Source organism: Corynebacterium sp. AOP36-E1-14, from assembly GCF_052377495.1.
GTDB lineage: Bacteria > Actinomycetota > Actinomycetes > Mycobacteriales > Mycobacteriaceae > Corynebacterium.
The window spans coordinates 56,642-83,202 of sequence record NZ_JBQSWV010000011.1; the positions used below are offsets into that span (position 1 = coordinate 56,642).

A 26,561-nucleotide genomic window follows, 5' to 3' on the forward strand; every position below is an offset into this window, starting at 1 on the left:
GTTATTGGGGACCATAAGGGGATACCGTAGGTACCCGGTAACGCTGGACGGCGTCGCCCGCCGCGCGTCGGTGGGTGGGACCGTCGCAGCGAAAGAGTAACCACTGACGATTTCGCGGGAGGCTGTGCAGCCATGGCAGGACTCGGGATCACCGGACCGGCGGCCGTCCTCCTGGTCGGCTTGTCCTTCCGGTCGGCACCTGTGCCGGTTCTCGAGAAGGCGTCGGTCTCCCCGGCGGAACTCAACCGGTTGGAGCGCGACCTGGTCGCCGGCGACTGCGTCACCGAGGCCTTGATCCTCTCGACGTGCAACCGCATGGAGTTCTACGTCGCGACCTCCGCCTTCCACCCCGCACTCGACCACGTCGTGGAGACGATCGCCGCCCACGCCGACATGGAGGCCGTGGAGCTGGAGCCCTACCTCTACGTCCGCTACGCCGACGCCGCCGCGGAGCACATGCTCACCGTGGCCGCCGGTCTGGACTCGATGGTGGTGGGGGAGCAGCAGGTCATCGGTCAGCTGCGCAACGCCTACACCTCCGCCTCGGACAACGGCGCGGTGGGCACCACGCTGCACGACCTCACCCAGCGCGCACTGCGCACGGGCAAGCGGGTGCACACCGAGACCGCCGTCGACGAGGCCGGCTCCTCGATGGTCAGCTTCGCGCTGGACCACGCGCTCGCCGAGCTCGGCGTGGCGGACATGGAGGGACGCGACGCGGTGGTCATCGGCGCCGGGGCAATGGCCTCGCTGGCGTCGACCTACCTCGGACGCTCCGGCGTCCGCCACGTCACCGTGGTCAACCGCACGGTGGCGCGTGCGGAGAACCTCGCCGCCCACGCCCGGGAGGCCGGGGTGGACGCCGCGGCGAGCGGCTTCGACGGACTGCAGGACGCGCTGGACGGCGCGGCGGTCGTCGTCTCCGCCACCGGTGCCGTGGGCACGGTGCTGGGGCCGGACGACCTGGCGCAGGCACAGCGCAACAGCCCGCACCGCATGGTGCTGGTCGACCTGTCGATGCCGCGTGACATCGACGACGCGGTGACGGACGTCGCCGACGTGCGGCTGCTCAACATCGAGGAGCTCACCGCCCTGGCCGGTGACGGGGCCCGTGACGAGTCCGCGGCCCGCAACATCGTGGCCACGGAGCTCTCGGAGTACCTGGAGCAGGTGCGCGTGCAGTCGGTGGTGCCGACGGTGAAGGCGCTGCGCCGCCGTGCCGCCGACGTCGTCGACGACGAGCTGGGCCAGCTGGTCCGACGGACCCCGGGCATGGCCGACGAGGACCGTGCCGAGGTCGCCCGCACCGTGCGCCGCGTGGTGGACAAGCTGCTCCACACCCCGACGGTGCAGGTCAAGAAGCTGAGTTCGCAGGACGGGACGGTGAACTACGCCGAGGCGCTGGCCACACTGTTCAACCTGCCGGCCGGCTCCACGTCCTCGGTGTCCCAGGCCATCGAGCCGGGTGACGCGGGCAAGGCCCGCATCGGCAACGTGCTGCAACCCCCGGCGCAGGACGCCACCACACCAGCGCCAGCAGGGGATGAGTCGGAGAACGGACAGAACATCGAGGAGGCTTCGTGAGCAGTCAGTCCGCTGAGGCGCGCGACCTCCTCGTCGGGACGCGGGCCAGCAACCTGGCACGCACCCAGGCCGGCACCGTACGCGACGCCCTCACCGGCGTCCTGAAGGACATGCTCGGGGACGCCGCCGGTGTCGCCGAACTGCATTTCGTGCACACCCCGGGCGACGCCTCGCAGAAGGCGCAGACGCCGGTGAACCGGATCGGCGTCGGTGTGTTCACCGAGACCCTGCGCAATGCGCTGGCCGACGGCGAGTGCGATGTCGCGGTGCACTCCTTCAAGGACCTGCCTACCGCGCCGGACGACCGGTTCATCGCCGTCGTGCCGCCGCGGGTGGACCCGCGTGAGGTTCTCGTCAGCGTCGACGGACTGTCCCTGCGCGAGCTGCCCGAGGGTGCCAAGGTCGGCACCGGTGCACCGCGACGGGTCTCCCAGATCCGCGCCCTGCGCCCGGACCTCGAGGTCTGCCCGCTGCGCGGCAACATCGACACCCGCATGGGACGCGTCAGCGACGACGACCTCGCCGCCGTCGTCCTCGCCCGTGCCGGGCTGGAGCGCGTCGGCGTGCTCGACCGGGCCTCGGAGACGGTGTCGGTGGACGACATCCTGCCCGCACCCGCCCAGGGTGCGTTGTGTGTGGAGGTCCGCGCCGACGACGAGGAGGCCGTCGCCGCCGTGCTCGGGCTGGACGACCCGGTCGCCCACGCCACCGCCGTCGCCGAACGTGCCGTGCTGGCGGAACTCCAGGCCGGGTGCACCGCCCCGGTCGGTGCCTGGTCGACCTACGTCGACGGCACCCTGACCCTGCGTGGAGGCGTCTTCGCCCTCGACGGGTCAAGACAGCTGCTCCGGGAGCGGTCCGTCGACCTGGAGATACCGCAGGGCCCGTGGCTGTCCACCGCCGCCGACCTCGGCCATGCCGTGGGACGCGAGCTCATCGACGGCGGGGCCGCCGAGATCATCACCGACATCGTCGGTGCACGTTGACCTGGTATTGACCGGTCCGTCGCACCACGTCCACACAGCACAGCCTGACCTACCTGAGAAAGTCACCTCCATGACGAATGCCGGAATCCCCCAGACGGGACCCACGAACAGTCCCCTGACTGGCCGCGGACGCGTCCTGTTCGTCGGCGCCGGCCCCGGAAACCCGGAGCTGCTGACTGTCCGTGCCCGCGAGATCCTCGAGAACACCTCGAGGGTGTGGGTCGACCCCGCCGTCACCGCCGCCGTGCGCGGCATCATCGCCGACCGGCTGCCCGTCCCCGAGGACAAGCGCGCCGCCGCGGAGAAGGAGTGGGAGGCCGAGCTGGAGGCGGCGAAGGCCGCCGGCGCCCGCCGCCGCCCGCGCCGTCCCGCCGAGGTCACCGCCGCCGAGATCGTCTTCGCCGCGCCCCACACCGCCGAGGCGGTGGCCGTGCACGCCGCCGCCGAGGAGGCCGCCCGCGACGCCGAGGCGTCCGGCTACGCCGCCTACCCCGACAGCCCGGACCCGGACGAGATCCGTCCCGTCGAGGCCGCCGAGGTCGCCCACTCCATGGTCGATCACGTGCACCACGGCCACAGCGTGGTCCGCCTGGTCGCCGGCAACCCGGTGAGCAACCCCGCGGTGCTCATGGAGCTGCAGGAGGTCGCCGCCCTCGGCGTGGAGTTCGAGGTCGTCCCCGGTATGACCGGGGCCTCGGCACTGCCCGCCTACACCGGCATCGCCACCGGCGACGGCTACACGGCGGTGGACCTGACCACCGACACCGGCTCCGGGCCCGACTGGGACGGCATCGCCGCGGCACCCAAGCCGCTGATCCTCACCGCCGCACCGTCCGACCTGCCGGTGATCACCAGCGAACTCAAGAAGCGCGACGTGGTGGGCAGCACCCAGGTCACCGTGACCACCCACGCCACCACCCGGCGTCAGCGTTCCTACGACGTCACCCTGGACACCCTCAAGTCCGTCGTCGCCGCCTCCGGGCCGCTGGCGAAGGAGGGGGAGATGCCCCAGGAGCTCGTCGTCACGGTGGGCACCCAGGCCAGCCGGCGCAGCAAGTACTCCTGGTGGGAGAACCGCTCGCTGTACGGGTGGACCGTGCTGGTGCCGCGCGCCAAGGACCAGGCCGGTCCGATGAGCGCGCGCCTGGCCTCCCACGGTGCGATCCCCATCGAGGTGCCCACGATCTCCGTGGAGCCGCCGCGCAGCCCCGCCCAGATGGAACGTGCGATCAAGGGGCTGGTGGACGGCCGCTACCACTGGATCGTGTTCACCTCCGTCAACGCCGTGAAGGCCGTGTGGGAGAAGCTGGCCGAGTTCGGTCTGGACGCCCGGGCACTCGCCGGCGTGCGCGTCGCCGCCGTCGGCGCGAAGACCGCCCAGGCGGTCCGCGACCTCGGCATCACTCCGGAGCTGCTGCCGAAGTCCAATGCGCGCAACGCCTCGGGCCTGGTGGACGTCTTCCCGGCGTACGACGCCGACCTCGACCCGGTGGACCGGGTCCTGCTGCCGCGAGCCGACATCGCCACCGACACCCTCGTCGACGGCCTGGTGGAGCTCGGCTGGTCCGTGGAGGACGTGGTGGCCTACCGCACGGTGCGCGCCGCCCCGCCCAGCCAGGAGGTGCGCGACATGATCAAGTCGGGCGGCTTCGACGCGGTGTGCTTCACCTCCTCGTCGACGGTGAAGAACCTGGTCGGCATCGCCGGCAAGCCGCACACCCGCACCATCATCGCCTGCATCGGCCCGATGGCCGCGCAGACCGCCCGCGAGCACGGCCTGCGTGTGGACGTGATGCCGGAGGTCGCCGGGGTCCCCGAGCTCATCGACGCCCTGGCGCACCACGTCGCCGAGCTGCGCACCGCCGGCCAGCTCCCGCCGCCGCGCAAGCGCCGTCGCCGGCGTCGTCCGACCACCGGGCAGTAACCCGCGCGGCGCCCGGCGTACGATCAGCACCATGACTGATCACGCTCACCCCGTCCGCCGTCCCCGCCGCCTGCGCACCACCCCGGCGATGCGAAACTTCGTCGCCGAGACCCACCTGGAACCCAACCAGCTGGTCCTGCCGATGTTCATCGCCGACGGGCTGGACGAGGCACGCGAGATCTCCGCGATGCCCGGGGTGTACCAGCACACCGACTCCTCGCTGCTGCGCGCCGCCGAGGAGGCGCTGAACGCCGGGGTCGGCTCCGTCGACCTGTTCGGCGTCCCCCTCCCGGAGGCGAAGGACGCCGAGGGCTCGCAGGCCTGGGCCCGCGACGGCGCCCTGAACCGGGGCCTGGCCGCCCTGCGCCGCGAGTTCGGCGACGACCTCATCGTCATGGCGGACACCTGCCTCGACGAGTTCACCGACCACGGCCACTGCGGCGTGCTCACCGTGGACCGTTTCGGGGCCACCGTCGTGGACAACGACGCCACCCTCCCGCTCTACGCGCGCATGGCCGTGGCCCAGGCCGAGGCCGGGGCGCACGTCGTGAGCCCGTCGGGCATGATGGACGGCCAGATCGCCGTCATCCGCGAGGCGCTGGACGACGCCGGCTTCCAGGACGTCTCCATCCTCGCCTACTCCGCGAAGTACGCCGGCGCCTTCTACGGTCCCTTCCGTGAGGCCGTCGGCTCCTCGCTGCAGGGCGACCGCAAGACCTACCAGCAGGACCCCCGCAACGCCCGCGAGTCACTGATGGAGGTCGAGCTCGACATCGCCGAGGGCGCGGACATGGTGATGGTCAAGCCCGCCATGCCGCACCTGGACATCCTGCGCCAGGTCGCCGACTTCTCCACCGTGCCGGTGGCCGCCTACCAGGTGTCGGGGGAGTACTCGATGATCACCGCCGCCGCGCAGAAGGGCTGGATCGACCGCGAGGCCGCCATCATGGACTCGCTGACCGGCATCCGCCGCGCCGGCGCCGACATCATCCTGACCTACTGGGCCACCGAGGCGGCCCACCTCCTGCGCGGCTGACTGCCCGTTGGCTAAGCTGGGCGTCGATATGACACAGCAGACACCCCCGAACAAGCAGCAGGGACTGCCGGGCATGCCGGACGGCCCGAAGGACCCCGGCAGGTCCGACAGGCCGCAACCGCCGAAGGTCGGACGCCCGGGCGGGCTCGCGTCCTCGTCGAAGGATGCACCGGAGAACGTCCGCGACGGTGCGCGTGCCTGGTACATCGTCGGTGCCGTGCAGGCTCTCACCGCGGTCCTGCAGCTGGTCATGACCTTGCAGGACCCCCGCCAGCTGACCAGTCAGGTCCGTGAGCAGGTCAGCTCCGGCTCGATCCCCGACGGGGTGTCGGAGACCACGCTGGTCACCGGCACCGCCATCCTGAACCTGCTGTTCAACCTCGTGGCGGTGGCGGTCTGCGTGTACCTGACCTCCCGGGTCGCCCGGGGTGGGGTGCGCAGCCGGCTGTTCCTCTGCGTCGGTTCGGTGTACCTGGCGCTCATGGCGCTGCTGCAGGTGTTCTCGTCCCCGCCGGACACGGGCGCGACGCCGCTGGTGCTGCTCGTCGGAGCGGGCACGATCATCTCCGGTGTCGTCGCCGCCGTCGGCATCTGGCTGATCACCCGCCCGGACAACGCCGACTGGTTCGGCCTGCCGGACAAGCAGGAGGTCGAGGAGTACGCCGACAAGATGGCCAGGCGCAACGAGGAACTCGACAAGGAACGCGCCGAGAAGAAGAAGCGTAAGGCCGAGAAGAAGAACAGGGGACGCTGAACCGTGCCCAGCATGTTCCCGGTCTCCCACAACTCCGACCCCGGTGACCGCAACCGTGCGATCCGCTACTGGACCCCGGGTGACGGAATCCCCGGCTCGGTGAAGGTCGCCGTGGTGCTGTTCGTGGCAGCCGGCATCGGCCTGCTGCTCAGCGGGGTGATGATGTGGGTGGTCGAGCGCCCGGTCGTCGACGACGCCGAGCAGATGGCCTACGTCGAGACCCTCTCGGCGAATATGCGCTGGGTCGGTACGGTCCAGGTCATCGCCGCCGTGGCGGTGGGGGTGCTGGTGCCGGGGCTGCTGAAGGGCGACGCCCGTCGGCGCCGACGGCTGATGATCGCCGCCGCGGTGGCCATGGGCTTCACCCTGGTCGGCTGGGTCTTCAACGTCGGCGGCCTGGAGCAGCCGCTCGTGGCCCTGTTCCTCGCGGTGGCCTGCCTGGCGATGTACCGCCCGGCGGTGCGGACCTACTTCGGCGGGTCCCCGGGCGAACTGCAGGACCGGGAGGGCTGAGCCGTGGAACCGGAGGTATCGGACGAGGTGTCCGACGCGGTGTCGCGGGCCATCGCCGAGGCACGCAAGGCCGCCCGCGCGGCCGGACTCGCCCCCGACGACCCCGATGACCCCGAGGACGCCGAGGCGTTCGAGCACTCCTTACGGCAGGGCCGGCAGGGTCGGCAGGGTCGCGGCGGGATGCGGCTCACGTCCTTCACCTTCCACCTGGAGGGGCTGGAGTCCGCCGCGCATGCAGGACGCGTCGAGGGCGCGCTCAACGTGCTGCCCGGCGTGCAGGCCCGCGTCGTGTACTCCACATCCATGGCGTGGGTGACGGCGCCGGAGTCGCTGAAACCGGACGTGCTGCGCAACGTCATGACCGACGCGGGCGTGGAGTCCTGGTTGACCGTCGCCTCGCTGCGACGCCGCGCCGAACGCCTGGCCCGGCCCCGTCCGGCGAGTTTCTACGCGCACCGGCACAGGGAGAACCGTGCCCGCATGGCGTTGGAGGGGGAGTCCTTCCACCAGCTCGGCCAGGGCCGTCGACGCCACCAGGTCGGCACCGAGGTGCTCTACACCGCCCGCAACCTGATCACCGGGGCGCGCCTGCTCGTCGCGCTGCTCTTCGGCCTGCCCGTGGTGGTGCTGCAGCTCGTGCCGTCGTGGCAGTTCGACCACTGGCAGTGGCTGTGCCTGGGCTTGGCCACGCCCGTGGTGCTGTGGAGCGCGTGGCCGTTCCACCGCGCGATGCTCGGCGGGCTGCGCCGTGGCATGCCCGCCCTCGACGCGGCGTCCTCCGCCGCCATCCTGCTGGCCTACCTGTACTCCCTGGTGGAACTGCTCACCGGCCCCGCCGGTGACCCGGGCTGGCGGGCCGGCAACATCCTGATCTCCTGGGGCTACCAGACCGACGCGCTGTTCTTCGACGTCGCCTGCGGCTGCACGATCCTGCTGCTGTTCGGCAGGCTCGCCTCGCGCCGTACCCGGCTGCGCTCCCTGCTGGCGCTGAACATGCTGTCGGTGGAGCGCGGCGGCGACGTGACCGTGGTGCGCAAGTCCCGCGGCGGCCAACCCACCAAGTCGGTCATCCCCGCCACCGAGATCCGCGTCGGTGACGACGTGCTCGTCGGCACCGGCCAGGTCATCCCGTGCGACGGTGAGGTCGTGGGAGGACGCTCCGTCGTCGACGTCGGCCCCTTCAGTGGCGGACGCGGCGACGTGCCCGTCGAGGTCGGCGCCACGGTCTTCGCCGGGTCCACCAACTCCGGCGACCCGTTGAAGGTGCGGGTGAACCGCACCGGGTCACGGACCAGGGTCGCGGCCGTGCGTCGCTGGATCGCCGCCGCCGAGCGCGAGGAGAACCGCCTGGAGCAACTCGCCACGCGCACCGCCTCGCTGCTGGTGCCCTGGGCCGCGGTGATCGCGGTGATCGCCGGGATCGCCTGGTGGACGGCCTCGTCCAGCATGACCGCGGCGGTCTCCACCACGCTGACCGTGCTCGTCGCCGTCGCCCCCGTCGCCCTGGCCCTGTCGACCACCCTGGCGCTGCGCCTGGGGCTGGCGCGCGCGGCGTCCGACGGGATGCTGCTGCGTGACACCGGCACCGTCCACCGACTCGCCGCAGTGGACACGATCATCTTCAACCGCGCCGGCACGCTGACGAAGGGTCCGATGAACGTCGTCGGCGTGACCCCGGCCAAGGGCGAGGTCGGTGAACTGGTGCTGCGCGTCGCCGGCGTGCTGAGCCTGGAGAGCCCCCACGGGGTCTCGCGCGCGATCGTGCGCGCCGACCGGGAATCGCGTGACAGCGGCGCCGGGGGAGCGGACGTGCCGCACTGGCTGGAGGCCGGCCCGGTGGAGGTCGACGGCAAGGGCGTGTTCACCGCCACCGTCGACCTGCCCGTCGCCGACCCCCAGACCGGGGAGAAGGCGCTGCGCCCGGTCCAGGCCCAGCTGTGGCGTCCACGCGACCTCTCCGAACTCACCGACCCCACCCTGGCCAACGCCGTGCTCAGCGGCGGGACCCCGCTGGTGGTCAGCTGGCGGGGCAGGACGCGCGGGGTGATCAACGTGGCCGACGCGGTGAAGCCGGACGCCGAGTCCTCCGTCCACTGGCTCGAGGACGCCGGGGTCGAGACCTACATGCTCTCCCGCGACACCTACCCGGTGGCACGGAGGATGGCGGACTCCATCGGCATCTCCAAGGTGCTCGCCGGCATCATCCCCTCCCAGAAGGCCCCGGCGGTGCGCAACGTGCACGCCCACGGTGCCACCGTGGCCATGGTCGGCGACCAGGACGTGCTCGACTGCCTCGAGGTCGCCGACGTGGGCATCCTCATGGGGTCGGCCGACCGGCTCGACAACATCGGCGGGGAGCACGGGGAGGTCCGTGGGCTGGACTCCGCGGGCAGCGACGTGGTGATCATCCGCGACGACGTGTCCGTGGTGGCGGAGTCGGTGAACCTCGCCCGGCACGTGCGTGCCACCGTGGACTGGAACCTGTGGCTGGCCTGGGGCTACAACATCCTCGCCCTGGTGCTGGCGGTCTCCGGCCTGCTGAACCCGCTGCTGGCCACGGCCCTGATGCTGGGGTCCTCGCTGCTCATCGAGTGGCGGTCGGCGCGCATCAGCCACCGTGACTTCAGCATCGGCGACCCGCTGGGCAGGGACGGTGCGGAGGTGCCGGGCAGCAACGGCGACTCGCGCCTGGCCCGGCTGCGCGCCTGGGCGGGGGAGAACCTGAGCCCCTGGCAGTCGCGCTGAGCGCTTCCCCCGCGCACCCGGGACCGCAGCCCACTCATTATGCTGGGGCACGTCAGTAAGACACGCGAACCAGCAGGACGACGAAGGAGCGGCAGATGAGTGGACGGACGAACAGTTCGCAGGCGATGGACCAGGCCAGGGCGGTCACCCCGGGTGGGGTGAACTCCCCGGTGCGGGCCTTCGGCTCGGTCGGCGGCACCGCCCCCTTCATCGCCTCGGCGGCCGGTTCGCGTCTGACCGACATCGACGGCAACGACTACGTCGACCTCATCTGCTCCTGGGGCCCGATGCTGCACGGCAACGCCCACCCGGCGGTCGTCGAGGCGGTCCGTGAGGCCGCGGGCAAGGGACTGTCCTTCGGCGCGCCGACGTTGGCCGAGATCGATCTGGCCCAGGAGATCATCGACCGCACCAGCGTGGAGCAGGTGCGCCTGGTCAACTCCGGGACGGAGGCGACGATGTCGGCCGTGCGCCTGGCGCGTGGTTTCACCGGACGCGACAAGATCCTGAAGTTCAACGGCTGCTACCACGGCCACGTGGACTCGCTGCTGGTCGCCGCCGGTTCCGGTGTGGCGACCCTGGGCCTGCCGGACTCCCCGGGGATCACCGCCTCCGCCGCGGCGGAGACCATCGTGGTGGACTACAACGACCTCGACGCCGTGCGCGCGGCCTTCGCCGAGAACCCCGGCCAGATCGCCGCGGTCATCGCCGAGGCCAGCGCGGGCAACATGGGTACCGTGCACCCGCAGGACGGCTTCAACGCCGCACTCAAGGAGATCACCCACGCCGACGGCGCGCTGCTGATCCTCGACGAGGTCATGACGGGTTTCCGTACCTCGGGCTCCGGCTGGTTCGGGGTGGACGGCGTGGCGGGCGACCTGACGACCTTCGGCAAGGTCGTCTCCGGCGGTATGCCGGCCGCGGCCTTCGGCGGACGCGCCGACATCATGGGCATGCTCGCCCCGGAGGGGCCCGTCTACCAGGCGGGCACGCTGTCGGGGAACCCGGTGGCCACGGCCTCGGGGCTGGCGTCGCTGCGTCTGGCCGACGAGTCGACCTACACCACCCTGCAGGCCAACGCCGACCGGTTGTCCGACCTGGTCAGCGAGGCGCTGTCGCGGGAGGGAGTGGCGCACCACATGCAGCGGGCCACGACGATGCTGTCCGTGCGTTTCGCCGAGGGGCAGGGCCACAACTTCGGCGAGATGCAGGCGGCGGACACCTTCCGCTACGCGCCGTTCTTCCACTCGCTGCTGGACAACGGGGTCTTCGCCCCGCCGAGCGTCTTCGAGACCTGGTTCGTCTCCACCGCGTTGACGGACGCCGACTTCGAGCGGATCGAGTCGGCGCTGGTGCCCGCGGCGAAGGCGGCGGCTGCCGCGCGCCCGGCGTCCGACTGACCCGTCACCCTGACCCGTTACTCTGCGTCGAGCGCCTCGGTGATCATCGGGACGTAGCGCTCCAGGGCCCAGGGGACGGTCAGGGGGTTGATCATCGAGGACCCGGTCACGAAGGACTGGTCGGTGGGGGCGACCTCCCGGCCGTCCCGGATGGCGCTGATGTTGCCGTAGACCGGGTTGTCGTGCATCTCCTCGCGGTTGGTCTCGTCGGAGTAGAAGGTGAAGATCAGGTCCACGTCGTTGAGCCGGTCGGCGTCCTCGAGGCTGAACTGGGCGGAGTCGGTGCCCACGACCTCGTCCTCCTTCATCTCCTCCACGACCGGTGCGACCTTCAGGCCCATGTTCGCGACCATCGCGGCGCGCTGCTCGGTGGGCAGGAAGACGCCCATGTTCTCCGCGGGGCCCTGGTTGTAGATGAAGGCGAAGTCGTGCTCGGAGAACTCGGGGTGCTCCTCACGCACGGCGGCGAAGTCGTCCTCGATACCGGTGATGAGGTCCTCGGCCTGGTCGGACTCACCCAGCGCGGTGGCGATGGTGGTGATCTGGTCCTTCCAGTCGATCGTCCACGGGCTCTCGGGGTAGGCCACGGTGGGGGCCACCTCGGAGATCTGGTCGTACTGGTCCTGGGTGAGTCCGGACCACGGTGCCAGGACGAGGTCGGGGTCCAGGGCGGCGATCTCCTCGGCGCTGACGTCGTCACCACCGGTGATGAGTTCGGGCAGGTCGCCGTCCTGCTCCTCGACGGCCTCGCGGACCCAGGGGAGCTGGCCGGAGTCGTCCGCGCCCCACTCGTAGCTCTCGGTGGCCACCGGGGTCACGCCCAGGGCGATGGCGGTCTCGGCGGAACCCTGGCCGAGTGTGACGATCCTCTCGGGCTTCGAGGTGATCTCGGCTTCACCGAGCGCGTGGGTGATGGTCACGGGCTCGAAGTCCCCTGACCCGGAGCCGTCGGAGGATCCGTCGGTGGACTCTGAGGTGCAGGCGACCAGGGTGGCCGAGGTCAGGAGGGTTGCCGCCATGGTGGCGACGACGCGGCGCAGGCCGCGTCCAGAGGTTTTCCGGGGGATAGAATGCATGAGGGCAGGCTAGCATGACACCAGCGGGTGATCGTCGTTCACCGAGTGGTCTGCTTGGCGTGGTTCGCTTATGACCTGAGCACCATGCGAGGTAGTGTCGGGACCCATGACAACGATCGTCCACCTCGTCCGTCACGGGGAGGTCCACAACCCCGACCGCATCCTCTACGGTCGTCTGCCCGACTGGCACCTCAGTGTCCGCGGTCGGCAGATGGCCGCCGCGGTGGCCGCGGACCTCGCCGACCACGATATCCGGTACGTCGTCTCCTCCCCGCTGGAGCGCGCGCGCGAGACCGTCGCGCCGCTGGCGGAGTCGCTCGACGTGGCCCCGGGTGTGGACGAGGACCTGCTGGAGGCCGGTAATGACCTGCAGGGTCTGCACATCAAGGGTGTGCGCTCGGCGCTGTGGAACCCGAAGCGCTGGCCCATGCTGAAGAACCCGACGGTCCCGAGCTGGGGCGAGCCCTACTCCGAGATCCTCGACCGCATGTGGCGGGCCGTCGACCGCGCCCGCAAGGGTGCCGAGGGCGGGGAAGCGGTGTGCGTGACGCACCAGCTGCCCATCGTCTGCGTGCAGCGCGACGTGCAGGGGCTGCCGCTGAGCCACAACCCGGCGGCACGCCGGTGTGAGCTGGCCTCGGTGACCTCGCTGGTCTTCGAGGGCGACGACCTCGTGGACATGGTCTACTCGGAGCCGGCACAGGAGATCTGATCTGATGGGCAACGTGGGACAGCAGGGACGACGGATCGCGGCGGCGCTGGTCACCGCGTCGCTGGCGCTCACCGTGGCCGCGTGCGGCGAGAGCAACACCGCCGGCACCGATGCCGTGGCCAGTGGTGGCACCTTCGAGTTCGTCTCCCCGGGCGGGCAGACGGAGATCAGCTACGACGAGGACGACCGCGACCCGGTCGGCAACCTCCAGGGCGAGTCGCTCATGGAGCCGGGCGAGACGATCGAGCTCGACGACTTCGAGGACCAGGTCGTGGTCCTGAACTCCTGGGGCCAGTGGTGTGGACCCTGCCGCAGCGAGGCGGACGATCTGCAGCGCGTCCAGGAGAAGCTCGAGGACGACGGGCGTGGCACCATCCTGGGCATCAACGTGCGTGACTCGGTGGCGGACAAGGCCCGCGACTTCGTCACGGACAACGGGATCAGCTACCCGTCGATCTACGATCCGCCGTTCAAGTCGGCGTTGGCCCTGGGTGGCCTGCCCGCCTCGGTCATCCCGACGACGATCGTGCTGGACAAGCAGCACCGTCCGGCGAAGGTCTTCCTGCGGGAGGTCAACGACGACGAGCTGTGGGCGGCCGTGGAGCCGCTGCTGAACGATGAGTGACCTCGGTACCGCGTTCTCGGAGGCGGTGACGACCGGGCCGATCCTGCTCGCGTTGCTCGCCGCCGCCGTCGCCGGTCTGGTGTCCTTCGCCTCCCCGTGCGTGATCCCGCTGGTGCCGGGCTACGTCTCCTACCTCGCCGGTGTCGTCGGCGCGGACACCGAGTACACGAAGGACGGCACGGTCGTCACGGGCAGGCGGGGCCGCGCCGGTGGCGCGGCGCTGCTCTTCGTCGCCGGTTTCACCGTCGTCTTCGTCCTGGCCACCGCCACGGTCTTCGGCGCGATCAGTGCGCTGAAGATCAATCAGGAGACGCTGATGCGCGTCGGCGGTGTGGTGACGATCCTCATGGGTGTCGTCTTCATGGGCTTCATCCGCCCGCTGCAGAACGACACCCGCATGGCCCCGAAGCGCTGGTCCACCCTCGCCGGCGCGCCGCTGCTCGGCGGCGTCTTCGCCCTGGGCTGGACGCCGTGCCTGGGGCCGACGCTGGGCGCGATCATCTCGGTGTCCGCGGGCACCGGAGGCATGACCGCGGCGCGCGGCGTCATCCTCATCATTTCGTACTGCCTGGGCCTGGGACTACCGTTCATTCTGGTCGCCCTGGGTTCCGCCAGGGCACTGCGCGGCGTCGGATGGCTGCGGAAGCACTCCCGCACCATCCAGATCATCGGCGGCGCGTTGCTGATCATCGTCGGCATCCTGCTGGTCACCGGCCAGTGGGCGGTGTTCGTCGACTGGCTCCGACAGGGCCTGGTCTCCGACACCACTCTGCCGATCAAGGCCGTTCTAGGTTTCACCCGAGTTCCCCTCCCGAAAGGTTTCCATGATCCGCTGGCTCCTGCGTCTGCCGAAACGGGCCTGGCAATGGCTGACCCGTATGCGGACGGCACTGGTCCTGCTGTTCCTGCTCGCCCTCGGCGCCCTTCCCGGTGCCATACTTCCGCAGCGGTCGCTGAACGAGGGCAACGTCACGGAGTACATCGAGAACAACGGTCGGGTCGGCGAGATCTACGACAAGCTGGGACTGTTCGACGTCTTCAGCTCGCCGTGGTTCGCCGCCATCTACGTCCTGCTGTTCCTGTCGCTGATCGGCTGCATCCTGCCGCGCACGTGGGACCACTACAAGGCGCTGAAGACGCGCCCGCCGTCGGCGCCGAAGCGGCTGACCCGGATGCCCAACTTCGTGGAGGGTACGGTCGACGCCCCGGCGGAGGACGTGGAGAAGCAGGTGTCCCGTCGTTTCGCGAAATGGCGTGGCGGGGCGACCGAGGCCTCCGAGGACCGGGCGGGGAAGTGGTCCTTCGCCGCCGAGCGTGGTTACATGCGCGAGGCCTCGAACCTCGTCTTCCACCTCTCCCTGGTCGGGATCCTCATCACCGTGCTGCTGGGGCGCATGGTCTACTACGAGGGCCAGGTCATCGTGATCGCCGGCACCGACTCGCCGAGCTCGGAGTTCTGCAACTCCGCGGTCGCGAACTTCGACTCGATGCGTTACGGCCCCCTGTTCGACGGCACCACGCTGACCCCGTTCTGCGTGAACGTGAAGAACTTCGAGGCGGAGTACGAGGCCACCGGACAGGCCACCAGCTTCTCCTCGGACATCGACTTCGCCGAGGGCGAGGACGCGATGCTGCCCACCGACGAGTGGGACAAGGAGCAGTTGCGGGTCAACCACCCGCTCAACGTGGACGGCGACCTGGTCTACCTCCAGGGACACGGCTACGCGCCGACGTTCACCGTGAAGTGGCCGAACGGTGAGACCCGTACCGAGACCATCCAGTTCCGTCCGGACGACCTGACGTACTTCCTGTCCTCCGGTGCGATCAAGATGGACCCGCCGGCCGGGATGTACGACGACCTCTACGACCGCCGCCAGAACCAGTTGGCGATCCAGGGTCTGTTCGCCCCGACCGCAGAGTTCTCCGGTGAGAACGACGCCCTGCTGACCTCCAGCTTCCCGGCCATGAACGATCCGGCGGTCGCCATCGACATCTACCGTGGCGACACGGGGCTGGACGCCGGTACCGGCCAGGACATCTTCTCGCTCGACTCCACGCAGATGCACAGCGGTGCCCTGCAGAAGCTGGACCGCGTCAACCTCATGGAGGGCGAGTCGGTCACCCTGGACGACGGCACGGAGATCAGCTTCGACGGTGCCCAGGAGTTCGTGAACCTCCAGGTCAGTCGCGATCCCACGACCCCGTTTGTTCTGGGCTTCGCCCTGCTGATGCTGATCAGCCTGGTCGGTTCACTCACGATCAAGCGCCGCCGCTTCTGGGTGCGGGTCACCGACAACCAGGACGGCACCACGTCGCTGCAGATCGCCGGGCTGGCCCGTACGGACTCCGCCGGCTGGGGCCGTGAGTTCAACCGTGTCGCCGAGGAGCTGCTGCACCTCGAGGACGAGGAGCTGGACGAGGAGTTCGACCAGACGGACAGCGAGTGGGAGGACTGGGAGGACGAGCTCGATCGCGAACTCGCCCGCGAGAAGGCCGAGGGTGAGCTCGCCGACCCGGCCGAGCCCACTGAGACCGGGGACACAGAAGACCGTCCTGAGGAACGCTAAACCCCAGTTCACTTTTGGTTTTGGCTAGTAGAGCGCAGTAACGTGGGCCGAGATACGGTCCAGTGACTATCGACGGAGGAAACGACGGATGGACATCCATGACGTCAACGAGGGCTTGGCGAATTTTTCCGACCTGGCCTATGCCACGACGGCAGGGCTGTACCTGGTCGGTCTCGCCATCTCCCTCATCTTCTACGGGATGCTCCGTTCCGCCACCGAAGCCAGGCGTGAGCGGGCGCGGATCCTGGGCGAGGGCAAGGCGGAGAAGCAGAAGGTCGCCGTCTCCGCCGGGGCCGGTAGCGCCAGCGACGAGGCGGGCGCGGGCACCGACAAGGACGCCGCTGACGGCGGATCCCACGACGTCTCCGGAATCGCGACGGGTTCTCTGTCGGAGGACGAGCTGCCGCCGCGGTTCCAGGTCGAGTCCATCCGGGCAGGGTTCCGCCGTGCGGACCGTTGGGGTGGCATGGCCCAGGCCGTCATCTGGCTCGGTGTGGCGATGCACATTCTCTTCCTCGTGATGCGCGGGCTTGCCGCGGAACGCTTCCCGTGGGGCAACCTCTTCGAGTACGTCTCCGTGGTCTCGGGTGTCTCGATGGTCATCGCCTGCTACGTCCTTCGCCGCAAGGCGATGCGTGTGCTGTGGCCGTGGATCCTCACCCCGATCCTGGTCCTGATGTTCTACGCGGGCACCGAGCTCTACGCCGACGTCGCGCCGCTGGTTCCGTCGCTGAACTCCTACTGGTTCGTCATCCACGTGTCCACGGTGTCGATCGGTGGCGGCATCGGTCTGGTCTCCGGTATGGCCTCGCTGCTCTACCTGCTGCGTCGTGCTCAGCCGAAGGGCCAGGAGAAGGGGTTCTTCGGCGCCATCGCGACCCCGCTGCCGGACGCCTCCAAGCTGGACGCCCTGGCCTACCGGGCGGCGATCTGGACGCTGCCGGTGTTCGGCCTCGGTGTCATCTTCGGCGCCACATGGGCACACTTCGCCTGGGGCCGCTTCTGGGGCTGGGACCCCAAGGAGACCGTCTCGCTGATCACCTGGCTGCTCTACGCCGCCTACCTGCACGCCCGCGCGACGCCGGGCATGCGCGGCAAGCCCGCGGCGTGGATCAACGTCCTGGCGTTCGCCACGATGGTGTTCAACCTGTTCTTCATCAACATCGTCATCTCGGGTCTGCACTCCTACGCCGGACTGAACTGACATGACGCGAACCCCCGACCGCCGGATCACCAGACTGCTGGTGACCGGCGGTGCCGGTTTCATCGGCTCCAACTTCGTCCGGCTCACCCGCCTCACCCGGCCGGACGTGCAGGTCACCGTCCTGGACTCGATGACCTACGCGGCGAAACCGGCCAACCTCGCCGGCCTGGACGGTGTGCGCCTCGTCGAGGGTGACGTGTGCGACGCCGCCCTGGTCGACGAGCTGGTCGCCGGACTGGCCATTCCCGGTCAGGAGGCGGGCGGGGCCGCGGTGGTGCACTTCGCCGCGGAGAGCCACAACGACAACGCCCTGCGGGACCCGCTGCGTTTCGTGCGCACCAACACCGAGGGCACCGGTGTGCTCGCCGAGTCGTGCGTGCGCCACGGTGTGCACCTGCACCACATCTCCACCGACGAGGTGTTCGGCGACCTGCCGTTGGACGGCGACGACCGCTTCACCGTGGACACCCCGTACGCACCGTCGTCGGTATACTCGGCGTCCAAGGCGTCCGCCGACCACCTGGTCCGCGCCTTCGTGCGCAGTCACGGCCTGAGCGCGACGATCTCGAACTGCTCGAACAACTACGGTCCGCGCCAGCACCCGGAGAAGTTCCTGCCGAGGCAGATCACCGGGCTGATCGAGGGGGAGACCCCGCGCCTGTACGGCGCCGGCGACAACGTGCGCGACTGGATCCACGTCGACGACCACAACCATGCGGTGTGGGCGATCCTGGACCGTGGGGTGTCGGGGGAGACCTACCTGATCGGTGCGGACGGGGAACGCTCGAACCGGCAGTGTGTCGAGGCGTTGCTCGAACTCTTCGGGCGGGACGCCGGGGACGTGGTCCACGTGACCGACCGTCCCGGGCACGACCGCCGCTACGCGATCGACCCCTCGTCGATGAGGTCACTGGGCTGGGAGCCTCGCTACACCGACTTCTCGGCGGGACTGGCGGCCACCGTGCAGTGGTACCGGGACAACCGGTCGTGGTGGGAGGTCAGCCGCAAGGACGCCGAGGTCACCTACCGGGAGGCCGAGGAGATCCTCGACTGATCTGCCGACAGTCGGCGGTACGGGGGTGGCGTCCGGGGGGATCGGAAGTGTGCTGTGAGCTGGGACACTCTTGTGGTGGGGGATTGTTCCGGAGCAATTGCTCCAGAGTGTCCTTTCGTGAAAACAAATAAGGGTAGGTTGACCGATGTAAGCCTCCACATGCCCCCACCCGGCGCCACACCGGGGAAAGGACCACCAGCATGACCACGTCACGAGTCGTCACCGTCCCCTCCGCCCGCCGTACCTGGCGCACGATGCTCAACACCGGCGCTACGGTGCCCCGTCTGGCCTGCGCCAAGCCCTGCGACGGCTACCAGGTCGGCGACGAGGCGGTCGTCCTGCCGGGCCCGCCGGCCGACTTCGAACTCACCCTGCCGGACTCCACGCTGACCCACGGTCAGACCGCCGAGGTGCTCACCCGGCTGCCCCACGGCCCCACGCTCTACTGGGAGATCGCCACCGGCTGCTCCCGCACCGTCCCGCCGGAGGACCTCGACCTCGGCCGCAGTTTCGCCGTCGGGGTGAACCCCGCGCCGGAGGAGGTCGACCACTACATCCTGACCCCCTACGAGATCACCTTCCTCGGTGACGGAGGAGACGGCAACCCGGTCGTCCAGCCCGCCGTCGCCGTTCCGGTGCTGATCGCCACCGACGCCGACGGCAACGCTGTGGAGCCGCTGCTCTACTCGGCGGAGCTGCACTGCGGTGTCGAACCGTCCGGCATGGTCCCCGGCGTCCTCGACGAGCTGGTCGAGGGTAGGACGTACCGTGGTGCGGTGCTGGGTTGCGTGCGCAAGGACGGTTCCGGCGCCGCGCGCAAGCCTGTCGGCGTGCGCTTCCTGTTCCAGGCCGAGGGCTCCGACCTGGACCCCCTGCACGGCAGGCGCGTCGTCTGGCGCTGAGGCGGCGCCGTCCTCCCGCGGTGCCGCCGGGCCGTCAGAACTTGTCGACGTCCACGACCACGCGTCCGCGCACCTTGCCCTCCAGGAGCCGCTCGGCGGCGGGGACGGCCTCGTCCAGGCCGACGTCCTCGGTGATCATCGCCAGCTTCTCCGGGTCCAGGTCCTCGCCCAACCGGCGCCAGGCCTCCAGCCGGTCCTCGATCGGGCACATCACGCTGTCGATGCCGGCCAAGGTCACGCCGCGCAGGATGAACGGTGCCACCGATGCGGGCAGGTCCATGCCCGCGGCCAGGCCGCAGGCGGTGACGACGCCGCGGTACTTCGTCCCCGCCAGCACGTTCGCCAAGGTGTGGCTCCCGGCCACGTCGACGGCGCCGGCCCAGCGTGCCTTCTGCAGCGGCTTTCCGGCCCCGGAGAAGTCCGACCGGTCGAGGATCTCCGATGCGCCGAGGTCCTTAAGGTACCGGTTCTCGTCGGGTCGGCCGGTGATCGCCACCACGGTGTACCCCAACTTCGCCAACACGGCGACAGCGACGCTGCCGACACCGCCGGAGGCCCCGGTCACGGCGATCTCGCCCTGGTCGGGCGTGACACCGTGGCGCTCCAGGGCCATCACGCACAGCATGGCGGTGTAGCCGGCGGTGCCGATGGACATGGCCTGGGCGGGAGTGAAGTTGTCGGGGAGGGGCACGAGCCAGTCGCCGTTGACCCGGGCCTTCTGGGCCAGTCCGCCCCACCGGCGTTCCCCGACGCCCCAACCGTTGAGGACGACCCAGTCGCCCTCCGCGTAGTCGGCACCGCCGTCAGTGTGCTCGACCTGGCCGACGAAGTCGATGCCGGGCACCATCGGGAAGTCGCGCACGATCTTGCCGTTTCCGGTGATCGCCAGGGCGTCCTTGTAGTTCATGCCCGAGTGGCTCACGCGGACCGTGACGTCGCCGTCGGGCAACTGCTGTTCGTCGAGTTCGGCCAGTCGTGCGCGGTAGCCGGCGTCGTCGTTCTCGATCAGTACACCTGTGAACATGGCGGGTGCTCCTTGCTGGGCGGGGAAGGGTTCGCCCGCCAATATTAGACCGATCGTCTATGAAATTCGACGGTTGGTGCGAAACCTATGCATCCTCCGGCGGTACGCGCAGGCCAGCGAGGTAGAAGCGCCGGAAGATCCTCAACGGCTCCGCACTACGGTGGAGCTTGGCGTGCAGTACCGCGCCCTCCCAGCCGATCCAGAAGGCCTCCGCCGCCTGACGGCAGTCGACCCCGTCGGGGATCTCACCGTTGTCCTTGGCGGACGTCAGACATGCGGCGACCCGGGCCTGCCATCCGGCGAGGACATCGACGATCTGCGCGCGGTAGGCCTCGGGAAGTGCGTTCATCTCCTGGCCGAGGTTGCCGATCACGCAGCCGCGCCGGTAGGAGTGGCGTTGCATGCCTGCCTCGGCATCCGCGCAGAAGGCGTCGATGCGGTCGAGGGCGGGGACGGACCCGTCACCCAGGTGGCGGTCGAGCTTGCGGGTGAAGTAGCGGTCGTATTCGACGATGACCGCCGCCCCGAAGGCTTCCTTGCTGTCGAAGTAGGCGTAGAAGGAACCCTTCGGTACCCCGGCGGAGGTGAGGATCTCCTCGATGCCGGTCGCGCAGTAGCCTTTCTCGGTCAGGGCGGCGACACCTGTACGGCACAGGAGCTCGCGGGTGTCCTGACGTGCGCTCTCCGACTTCCGCGGACGGCCACGTTTCCGGGGTCGGGTGCTGGTAGGCGGGGTCTCGGTCATGGGGGTGCGTGCTCCGTCGGATGAGAGGTGGGTCGAGGTCGCAGGGGCTACGAGGGGGTCACCTCAGGCTAGGCGACGCCGCCGTCTCGGTGGGTACCCCCTGCACTATCCTCGGGAGTATGACTGTTTCGCTGCCACCGATGGTGCCGTCGACCTGGAAAAGAGTGCTGTTCACCGCGCTCACCGTCCCTGTTCTTGCCGTCACCGGATGCTCCATCGGTGAGGACGGCGGCGACAGCGACGAGGCGGCGACCTCCGACGTCGTCGAGGAGGACACCGACGAGAGCGAACTCATAGCGGGCCTGGATCTCGGGGACGCACCGAAGGGCTTCCGTCCGACGGAGCCGGGCACGGAGCTCGATCTCGACGAGCCGGCCTACGTGGTCACCCGCCAGGCCGCTGGCGACGGTGGTGGTGAGACGGACGTCGCGTCGGACGCACCGCTGCAGTTCTGGAAGGTCACCGCGCTGAGGTCCAGTGTGCTGGACGCCGACGAGGTCGCGGTGGGCGACGGGGCAGACGACGTCGACCATTTCCTGTGCCTGCCCTACGAGGTGGAGTTCCTCGGGGCAGGGGAGGGCGCCGACCTCGTCGCCCCGGTGCCGTACCCCTCCGATGACGCGGGGACCGCGGCCAACCTCGTCGAACGCGCTGAGCCGTCGGTGTGCGGTGTCGACGAGGAGGATATGCTGCCCGGCGACATGAACGACGTCGAGGTCGGCACCACCTACTCGGGGTTCGGCCTGAGCTACGTCGACAAGGAGCGCACCCGCGGCATCAACCCGACCGGGATGGCGTTCGCCTACGACCTCGGCGAGACCGCGGAGACCGTCGGCGGCAACGAGAACACTGCGAATACCGAGAACACCGAGACCACCGGGAGCTCTGCGGTCACCGACGTCGAGGACCTCGACGGCACCGAGCCGATCCGCTGGAGCTGACCACCGGGACCGTCCGTGACGGTCCGGGAGGGCGACCTACGCCAGGAACTTCGGGCGGGCCTTCTTCAGCAGTTTGAGGCCCTTGCTCAGTTCCTTGTGTCCGGTCTGCTCGGCGATGTCCGGGTTGGAGCTGAATGCGGCGTCCGACCGGACCTCCGGGGCGTTGGAGGCGTCCGCACGCAGCATGGAGTTCGGCAGGGAGAGCTTCATCAGCGTGCGCTGCACCTGCAGGAGCTGCTTGGGGAAGCTGTCGGTGTTGTAGGGCAGCCCGTACTCGTTGGCGATGGTCTCCACCTCCTTGCTGATCTCGGCGAGGTGGTTGGACGGCATGTCGGGGAAGAGGTGGTGCTCGATCTGGTAGTTCAGGTTCCCGGACAGCACCGAGAGCACCGGGCCGCCACGGAAGTTCGCGGAGCCGAGCATCTGACGCAGGTACCACTCGTCCTGTGTCTCCTCGGCGAGGGTGCGGCGGGTGAAGGTCTCCACGTCGTCGGGGAAGTGGCCGCAGAAGATCACGGCGTACGCCCACACGTTGCGGGTGAGGTTGGCCATGACGGCGGTCTTCAGCGCCGCCGCCGCGCGGCGTTTCGCCCCGGCGGCGCGCGACAGCTTCACCCCGTCCTTCGACCCGGGGAACAGGAAGCCGGTGGCCGCGGCGATGGCGGGGAATCCGACGTAGTCCTTGCCGAACTGGCGTCCGGTCTTGGCGACCGCGGCGATCAGCCGGGGCTTGGTCTCCTCCCAGCTCTGGCGTCCGGTGAAGTAGCGGCCCAGTTCCACGTCGTAGAAGCCCACGGCCACCTCGAAGAGGCTGGCGAGCACGACGTTGATCAGCGGCTGGAACAGTGCCTGCGGGGTCCACTTGCGGTCGCGGGTCACGCGCAGGATGCCGTATCCCACGTCGTTGTCCATGCCGATGATGTTGGTGTAGGTGTGGTGCACCACGTTGTGGGAGTGCTTCCAGCCGGAGGAGGGGCCGGTGTTGTCCCACTCCCAGGTGGAGGAGTGGATCTCCGGATCGTTCATCCAGTCCCACTGGCCGTGCATCACGTTGTGGCCGATCTCGAGGTTCTCGAGGATCTTCGCCAGCCCCAGCATCAGCCCGGCGGGCACGGCCACGTTGGAGGAGGTGGACGTGGCGATGCGTGCGATCAGGTCGAGGGCGCGCTGGGCGCGGATGAGGCTCTTGATGTAGTCGGAGTCCTTGGTGCCCAGGGAATCGCGGTGGGCTTTCTCGATCGCGGCGAGGCGGCGGCCGATGTCGCGGACGTCGTCGTCGGACAGGTGGGCGTAGGCGGTGATGTCCTGGACTGCCATGGGTGCTCCTCAGGGGTGGGTCGGCAAGGGGTCGTGCAGGGGGTTCGGGCGGGGTTGTGCCGGTCAGCTGCTGGCGATGTGGAGGTATCCGGAGGGGACGCTGCAGCAGGTGCGCACCTGTTCGCCTGGGCCGTAGGTGGCGCCGTCGCGCAGGTCCACGGCGGTGCCGTCGGTGATCGGGGCGACGCAGGTGCGGCAGATGCCCATCCGGCAGCCGTGGACGAGGTTGACCCCGCAGTTCTCCGCGGCGTCGAGGATCGTCGTGGAACCGGTGGACTCGGTGGTCACGCCGGAGTCACCGAACTCGATGGTGCCGCCGAGGTCGGCGGCGTCCGGTCCGGTGCCGGCGCTGCCGGAGGCGGCGCCCTGGGCGTGGAAGGTCTCGGTGCGGGTGCCGGGCATCGCCTCGGTGAGGGACTCCAGCAGCGGGCCGGGACCGCAGGCGAAGGTCTCGCGCGCCGCCCAGTCGGGCACGGCCGTCGTGACGTCCTGCGCACTCAGGCGGCCACGCCGCGAGGAGTCCCAGCCGATGAGACGGTAGGACGCCTCGTCGGCGTCCAGGGCGTCCAGGGCGTCCAGCGCCTCGAGCTCGTCGGCGAAGGGCGACGGCGGACGCGCACCGCGTTCGCTGTGCACGTGCACGACGTCCGGCCAGGTCTGCGGCGTGCACTCCTCGCGCAGCCAGCGCAGCATCGACATCACCGGGGTGATGCCGGCGCCGGCGGTGACGAAGAGCAACCGCTCCGGCAGCGGCGACGGGAGGTGGAAGTCGCCGCCGGGGGCGGACAGGCGGATGATCTGGCCCACGTTGGCGTGCTCGGCGAGGTGGACGGAGACCATGCCGCCGGGCACCGGCTTCACGCTGACGGTCAGGGTGCGGCCGCGCCCGTGCCCGGAACGCACCGGTGCATTGGTCAGCGAGTAGCAGCGCCACCGCCACCGTCCGTCGATCTGGAGGCCGAGGCCGATGAACTGCCCGGCGTGGAAGGCGCCGCCCATGCCCGGGCCCGGGGAGATGGTCAGGGTGGTGTAGCCGCCGTGGCGGGTCACCCCGAGGATCCGTCCGCGGATCTCCCGGCCACGCAGCGGGTCGAAGAGACCGGCGTAGTCGGTGGGGGTCAGCGGGGTCGTCAGTTTGCGGAGGGCAGGCGTGAGCGGTTTCGTGGCGCGGGCCACGACCTTCCCGAGTCGCGCTTTGTTCATCACAGCGATATTACAGACAGAAAGATATATGTTCCAAGATAAAGGAGATGTGAATATCCTGGTGTACCCCTGTCGGCGACGCGGCGCCGCCGGCGGGGGCCGTTACAGTGGTGGGCATGACTGACATCTCCGACCTCGAGATCCCCGGTGCCTGGGTCGCCGAACCCCGCATCTTCGGCGACGACCGCGGAACCTTCCACGAGTGGTTCCGCGCCGACGTCGTCGCCGACAAGCTCGGCCACCCCTTCGACATCCCCCAGGCAAACCTCTCGACGTCGCGGGAGGGCGTGGTGCGCGGCGTGCACTTCGCCGACGTGCCCCCCGGACAGGCCAAGTACGTGACCTGCGTGGCAGGACGCGTCGTCGACGTGCTCGTGGACCTGCGCCGCGGATCGCCGACGTTCCTGCAGCACGTGGCCGTGGAACTCTCCGCGGAGAACCGACGCGGGGTCTACGTGCCGATCGGCGTGGGCCACGCCTTCGGCGTGCCCGCCGGTGCCGGCCAGGCCACCATGAGCTACCTGGTCTCCGAGGGCTACGACCCGGGCGCCGAGCACGCGGTCAGCCCGCTGGACGCCGGGATCGGCATCGACTGGGCGTCCCTCGGCGTGCAGGAGATCGTCCTGTCCGACAAGGACCGTGAGGCCCCGACGGTCGCCGACGTGGAACGCGGCGGCGTTGACGGGGTCGTCCTGCCGTCCTGGAACGAGTGCCGCGGCTGGGAGAAGGAGCTGCGTCTGGCGTGGGAGCAGGCCCAGCAGGACGCGGAGAACTGGGAGGGCGAGTGATGCGCGGCATCATCCTCGCCGGCGGCACCGGGTCCCGGCTGCGTCCCATCACCCTGGGGGTCTCCAAGCAGCTCGTCCCGGTGTACGACAAGCCGATGATCTACTACCCGCTGAGCACCCTGATGCTCGCCGGCGTCCGGGAGATCTTGGTGATCACCACCCCGGAGGACAACGACCAGTTCCGCCGCCTGCTCGGCGACGGATCCCAGTTCGGCGTGGAGATCACCTACGCCGTGCAGGACGCCCCGAACGGGCTGGCCGAGGCGTTCATCCTCGGCGCCGACTTCATCGGCGATGAACCGGTCGCCCTGGTGCTCGGCGACAACATCTTCTACGGCGCGGGCCTGGGATCCCAGCTGCGCCGCTTCCACGACGTGGCCGGCGGGGCGATCTTCGCCTACTGGGTCGCCGACCCGACCGCCTACGGTGTGGTGGACTTCGACGCCGACGGTACGGCGACGTCCCTGGAGGAGAAGCCGACCGACCCACGGTCGAACTTCGCGGTGCCGGGGCTGTACTTCTACGCCCCGGACGTGGTGGACGTGGCCCGGTCGCTGGAGCCGTCCGCCCGAGGCGAGCTGGAGATCACCGACCTCAACCGTGCGTACCTGGAGCGCGGCGACCTGCAGGTGGAGATCCTGCCGCGGGGGACCGCCTGGCTGGACACCGGCACCGTGGACAACCTCATGGCCGCCGGGGACTTCGTGCGCACCATCGAGGAACGTCAGGGCTTGAAGATCGGGTGCCCGGAGGAGGTCGCCTGGCGGATGGGGTACCTCAGCGACGACGACCTCGCCGAGCGCGCGGGGGCCCACGGGGCCTCGGCGTACGCCTCGTACCTGTTCACGCTGCTGAAGCGGGGCAAGGAGAACTGACGGGGGCTGGCAGGTGCGGGCTGGTCAGGCCCAATTAGGCGCCAGCCTCGCCGTCCTTCTTCTCCTGGGAGCCGTTGGAGCCGGGCTTGTGCTCGGGTTTGTTCTCTGGCTTGTTCTCGGGCTTCTCCGTGGAGGGGTCCTGGGCGGGCGGGTTCTCCGTCTGCTTCTCCGGAGCCTTCCCGGTCTCGCCGGCGTCCCAGTGCTCCCCGCGCCGGGCGCGTTCCACCGCCTCCTGCTCACGCTTCTCCGCCTCACGCTGGGCCTTGAAGCGTTCCTTCTTGATGTTCCAGAGGAAGTCGGGGTCGTCGTCCGGGCCCTTCGCGCCCGCGCCTCCGGAACCCTTGCCGCCCCGGTTCTTCTGGATTCCCAGCGGCGGGAACTGGCTCTTCTGCGATCCCCCGGCTGCGTTGTTCCAGGTCTTCGGACCGAATGCCTTCCACAGCACGATGACCGTGACGATCACGAGCACCACGAGTATTACACGTCCCATTGTTGTCGACCTCCTGTCGGCGTAGGGGTGGTCGGTCGCCGGACCGACACGTCCCTCCATGCTAACCACCTGGGGACACAGAGTCGATCGGCGGGT

Annotated in this window: 23 protein-coding genes and 1 pseudogene; 18 read left to right on the plus strand and 6 right to left on the minus strand. The window is 69.7% G+C overall.

The features are described from left to right. Window positions 1–132 precede the first annotated feature (132 nt). From ACT3TD_RS07000 to hemL, 8 genes are all read left to right on the plus strand, one after another. Window positions 133–1,584, plus strand: a complete 1,452-nt coding sequence (locus tag ACT3TD_RS07000; protein WP_441579054.1) for a glutamyl-tRNA reductase — start codon at window positions 133–135, stop codon at window positions 1,582–1,584. Next, window positions 1,581–2,570 carry a hydroxymethylbilane synthase gene (hemC, locus tag ACT3TD_RS07005; RefSeq protein WP_441579053.1) on the plus strand — a complete coding sequence of 330 codons (990 nt, stop codon included), beginning with the start codon at window positions 1,581–1,583 and terminating at the stop codon, window positions 2,568–2,570. Before ACT3TD_RS07000 ends, hemC begins: the two co-directional genes overlap by 4 nt. Window positions 2,571–2,640: 70 nt before the next feature. Next, window positions 2,641–4,494: a uroporphyrinogen-III synthase gene (locus ACT3TD_RS07010; protein WP_301442157.1), complete on the plus strand. Its 1,854-nt coding sequence runs from the start codon at window positions 2,641–2,643 to the stop codon at window positions 4,492–4,494. Between the two features lie 31 nt (window positions 4,495–4,525). Further along, window positions 4,526–5,530: a porphobilinogen synthase gene (hemB, locus tag ACT3TD_RS07015; protein WP_441579052.1), complete on the plus strand. Its 1,005-nt coding sequence runs from the start codon at window positions 4,526–4,528 to the stop codon at window positions 5,528–5,530. Between the two features lie 28 nt (window positions 5,531–5,558). Further along, window positions 5,559–6,284 carry a hypothetical protein gene (locus ACT3TD_RS07020; RefSeq protein ID WP_441579051.1) on the plus strand — a complete coding sequence of 242 codons (726 nt, stop codon included), beginning with the start codon at window positions 5,559–5,561 and terminating at the stop codon, window positions 6,282–6,284. 12 nt (window positions 6,285–6,296) lie between these two features. After that, entirely contained in the window at window positions 6,297–6,797 is a 501-nt protein-coding gene (locus tag ACT3TD_RS07025; RefSeq protein WP_301442159.1) for a hypothetical protein, read from the plus strand. A 3-nt stretch (window positions 6,798–6,800) separates the two neighbouring features. Beyond that, on the plus strand, window positions 6,801–9,542 hold the full coding sequence (locus ACT3TD_RS07030; RefSeq protein ID WP_441588151.1) for a heavy metal translocating P-type ATPase: 2,742 nt from the start codon (window positions 6,801–6,803) through the stop codon (window positions 9,540–9,542). A 95-nt stretch (window positions 9,543–9,637) separates the two neighbouring features. Beyond that, a complete protein-coding gene (hemL, locus tag ACT3TD_RS07035; RefSeq protein WP_444614793.1) occupies window positions 9,638–10,942 on the plus strand; it encodes a glutamate-1-semialdehyde 2,1-aminomutase in 1,305 nt (434 codons plus the stop codon). 17 nt (window positions 10,943–10,959) lie between these two features. On the opposite strand, the gene ACT3TD_RS07040 is transcribed toward hemL, so the two are convergent. Beyond that, complete coding sequence (locus ACT3TD_RS07040) at window positions 10,960–12,018, minus strand: iron-siderophore ABC transporter substrate-binding protein (protein ID WP_441578916.1); 1,059 nt, start codon at window positions 12,016–12,018, stop codon at window positions 10,960–10,962. Between the two features lie 106 nt (window positions 12,019–12,124). On the opposite strand from ACT3TD_RS07040, the gene ACT3TD_RS07045 reads away from it, so the two are divergent. The 7 genes and pseudogenes from ACT3TD_RS07045 to ACT3TD_RS07075 all read left to right on the plus strand — a co-directional run bounded on the left by ACT3TD_RS07045 (window position 12,125) and on the right by ACT3TD_RS07075 (window position 19,082). Further along, window positions 12,125–12,730, plus strand: coding sequence for a histidine phosphatase family protein (locus ACT3TD_RS07045; protein ID WP_301443312.1), 606 nt, complete (start codon window positions 12,125–12,127; stop codon window positions 12,728–12,730). A 4-nt stretch (window positions 12,731–12,734) separates the two neighbouring features. Beyond that, window positions 12,735–13,355 (plus strand): TlpA family protein disulfide reductase, encoded by a 621-nt coding sequence (locus ACT3TD_RS07050; RefSeq protein WP_301443313.1) that lies wholly within the window; start codon window positions 12,735–12,737, stop codon window positions 13,353–13,355. After that, a pseudogene (locus tag ACT3TD_RS07055) lies at window positions 13,348–14,112 on the plus strand (cytochrome c biogenesis CcdA family protein); the annotation flags it as partial. The gene ACT3TD_RS07050 and the pseudogene ACT3TD_RS07055, both read left to right, overlap by 8 nt. 67 nt (window positions 14,113–14,179) lie before the next feature. Then, complete coding sequence (locus ACT3TD_RS07060) at window positions 14,180–15,922, plus strand: cytochrome c biogenesis protein ResB (RefSeq protein WP_301443315.1); 1,743 nt, start codon at window positions 14,180–14,182, stop codon at window positions 15,920–15,922. A gap of 88 nt (window positions 15,923–16,010) precedes the next feature. Continuing rightward, on the plus strand, window positions 16,011–17,126 hold the full coding sequence (gene ccsB / locus ACT3TD_RS07065; protein ID WP_301443316.1) for a c-type cytochrome biogenesis protein CcsB: 1,116 nt from the start codon (window positions 16,011–16,013) through the stop codon (window positions 17,124–17,126). A 1-nt stretch (window position 17,127) separates the two neighbouring features. Continuing rightward, window positions 17,128–18,180: a dTDP-glucose 4,6-dehydratase gene (gene rfbB / locus ACT3TD_RS07070; RefSeq protein ID WP_301443317.1), complete on the plus strand. Its 1,053-nt coding sequence runs from the start codon at window positions 17,128–17,130 to the stop codon at window positions 18,178–18,180. A gap of 200 nt (window positions 18,181–18,380) precedes the next feature. Continuing rightward, window positions 18,381–19,082 carry a hypothetical protein gene (locus ACT3TD_RS07075; protein ID WP_441578918.1) on the plus strand — a complete coding sequence of 234 codons (702 nt, stop codon included), beginning with the start codon at window positions 18,381–18,383 and terminating at the stop codon, window positions 19,080–19,082. A 34-nt stretch (window positions 19,083–19,116) separates the two neighbouring features. Here the strand turns inward: ACT3TD_RS07075 and acuI are convergent, their stop codons facing one another. Both acuI and acuR read right to left on the minus strand, forming a co-directional pair. Next, complete coding sequence (acuI, locus tag ACT3TD_RS07080; protein ID WP_441578919.1) at window positions 19,117–20,106, minus strand: acrylyl-CoA reductase (NADPH); 990 nt, start codon at window positions 20,104–20,106, stop codon at window positions 19,117–19,119. 85 nt (window positions 20,107–20,191) lie between these two features. Continuing rightward, window positions 20,192–20,851 carry an acrylate utilization transcriptional regulator AcuR gene (gene acuR / locus ACT3TD_RS07085; RefSeq protein WP_301443981.1) on the minus strand — a complete coding sequence of 220 codons (660 nt, stop codon included), beginning with the start codon at window positions 20,849–20,851 and terminating at the stop codon, window positions 20,192–20,194. A gap of 119 nt (window positions 20,852–20,970) precedes the next feature. Here acuR and ACT3TD_RS07090 point away from each other — a divergent pair, with 119 nt between their 5' ends. Continuing rightward, the gene (locus tag ACT3TD_RS07090) at window positions 20,971–21,792 is read left to right on the plus strand and encodes a hypothetical protein (RefSeq protein ID WP_441578920.1); all 822 of its coding nucleotides are present in this window, start codon (window positions 20,971–20,973) and stop codon (window positions 21,790–21,792) included. Window positions 21,793–21,828: 36 nt separating this feature from the next. On the opposite strand, the gene ACT3TD_RS07095 is transcribed toward ACT3TD_RS07090, so the two are convergent. Next, window positions 21,829–23,109, minus strand: coding sequence for a fatty acid desaturase family protein (locus ACT3TD_RS07095; protein WP_441578921.1), 1,281 nt, complete (start codon window positions 23,107–23,109; stop codon window positions 21,829–21,831). 63 nt (window positions 23,110–23,172) lie between these two features. Further along, window positions 23,173–24,312 carry a flavin reductase family protein gene (locus ACT3TD_RS07100; RefSeq protein ID WP_441578922.1) on the minus strand — a complete coding sequence of 380 codons (1,140 nt, stop codon included), beginning with the start codon at window positions 24,310–24,312 and terminating at the stop codon, window positions 23,173–23,175. Window positions 24,313–24,428: 116 nt separating this feature from the next. Between ACT3TD_RS07100 and ACT3TD_RS07105 the strand changes: the two genes are divergently transcribed. Beyond that, entirely contained in the window at window positions 24,429–25,100 is a 672-nt protein-coding gene (locus tag ACT3TD_RS07105) for a dTDP-4-dehydrorhamnose 3,5-epimerase family protein (protein WP_441578923.1), read from the plus strand. Further along, window positions 25,100–25,975: a glucose-1-phosphate thymidylyltransferase RfbA gene (rfbA, locus tag ACT3TD_RS07110; protein ID WP_301442308.1), complete on the plus strand. Its 876-nt coding sequence runs from the start codon at window positions 25,100–25,102 to the stop codon at window positions 25,973–25,975. Before ACT3TD_RS07105 ends, rfbA begins: the two co-directional genes overlap by 1 nt. A gap of 34 nt (window positions 25,976–26,009) precedes the next feature. On the opposite strand, the gene ACT3TD_RS07115 is transcribed toward rfbA, so the two are convergent. Further along, window positions 26,010–26,525, minus strand: a complete 516-nt coding sequence (locus ACT3TD_RS07115) for a hypothetical protein (protein ID WP_441578924.1) — start codon at window positions 26,523–26,525, stop codon at window positions 26,010–26,012. Window positions 26,526–26,561 lie beyond the last annotated feature (36 nt).

What these genes read in the sequence shown, in the direction of transcription:
- ACT3TD_RS07000 (WP_441579054.1), top strand. Translation starts at nt 133, where the DNA reads ATGGCAGGACTCGGGATCACCGGACCGGCGGCCGTCCTCCTGGTCGGC.
- ACT3TD_RS07010 (WP_301442157.1), top strand. Translation starts at nt 2,641, where the DNA reads ATGACGAATGCCGGAATCCCCCAGACGGGACCCACGAACAGTCCCCTG.
- hemB (WP_441579052.1), top strand. Translation starts at nt 4,526, where the DNA reads ATGACTGATCACGCTCACCCCGTCCGCCGTCCCCGCCGCCTGCGCACC.
- ACT3TD_RS07020 (WP_441579051.1), top strand. Translation starts at nt 5,559, where the DNA reads ATGACACAGCAGACACCCCCGAACAAGCAGCAGGGACTGCCGGGCATG.
- ACT3TD_RS07025 (WP_301442159.1), top strand. Translation starts at nt 6,297, where the DNA reads ATGTTCCCGGTCTCCCACAACTCCGACCCCGGTGACCGCAACCGTGCG.
- hemL (WP_444614793.1), top strand. Translation starts at nt 9,638, where the DNA reads ATGAGTGGACGGACGAACAGTTCGCAGGCGATGGACCAGGCCAGGGCG.
- ACT3TD_RS07040 (WP_441578916.1), bottom strand. Translation starts at nt 12,018, where the DNA reads ATGCATTCTATCCCCCGGAAAACCTCTGGACGCGGCCTGCGCCGCGTC.
- ACT3TD_RS07045 (WP_301443312.1), top strand. Translation starts at nt 12,125, where the DNA reads ATGACAACGATCGTCCACCTCGTCCGTCACGGGGAGGTCCACAACCCC.
- ACT3TD_RS07050 (WP_301443313.1), top strand. Translation starts at nt 12,735, where the DNA reads ATGGGCAACGTGGGACAGCAGGGACGACGGATCGCGGCGGCGCTGGTC.
- ACT3TD_RS07060 (WP_301443315.1), top strand. Translation starts at nt 14,180, where the DNA reads ATGATCCGCTGGCTCCTGCGTCTGCCGAAACGGGCCTGGCAATGGCTG.
- ccsB (WP_301443316.1), top strand. Translation starts at nt 16,011, where the DNA reads ATGGACATCCATGACGTCAACGAGGGCTTGGCGAATTTTTCCGACCTG.
- rfbB (WP_301443317.1), top strand. Translation starts at nt 17,128, where the DNA reads ATGACGCGAACCCCCGACCGCCGGATCACCAGACTGCTGGTGACCGGC.
- ACT3TD_RS07075 (WP_441578918.1), top strand. Translation starts at nt 18,381, where the DNA reads ATGACCACGTCACGAGTCGTCACCGTCCCCTCCGCCCGCCGTACCTGG.
- acuI (WP_441578919.1), bottom strand. Translation starts at nt 20,106, where the DNA reads ATGTTCACAGGTGTACTGATCGAGAACGACGACGCCGGCTACCGCGCA.
- acuR (WP_301443981.1), bottom strand. Translation starts at nt 20,851, where the DNA reads ATGACCGAGACCCCGCCTACCAGCACCCGACCCCGGAAACGTGGCCGT.
- ACT3TD_RS07090 (WP_441578920.1), top strand. Translation starts at nt 20,971, where the DNA reads ATGACTGTTTCGCTGCCACCGATGGTGCCGTCGACCTGGAAAAGAGTG.
- ACT3TD_RS07095 (WP_441578921.1), bottom strand. Translation starts at nt 23,109, where the DNA reads ATGGCAGTCCAGGACATCACCGCCTACGCCCACCTGTCCGACGACGAC.
- ACT3TD_RS07100 (WP_441578922.1), bottom strand. Translation starts at nt 24,312, where the DNA reads ATGAACAAAGCGCGACTCGGGAAGGTCGTGGCCCGCGCCACGAAACCG.
- ACT3TD_RS07105 (WP_441578923.1), top strand. Translation starts at nt 24,429, where the DNA reads ATGACTGACATCTCCGACCTCGAGATCCCCGGTGCCTGGGTCGCCGAA.
- rfbA (WP_301442308.1), top strand. Translation starts at nt 25,100, where the DNA reads ATGCGCGGCATCATCCTCGCCGGCGGCACCGGGTCCCGGCTGCGTCCC.
- ACT3TD_RS07115 (WP_441578924.1), bottom strand. Translation starts at nt 26,525, where the DNA reads ATGGAGGGACGTGTCGGTCCGGCGACCGACCACCCCTACGCCGACAGG.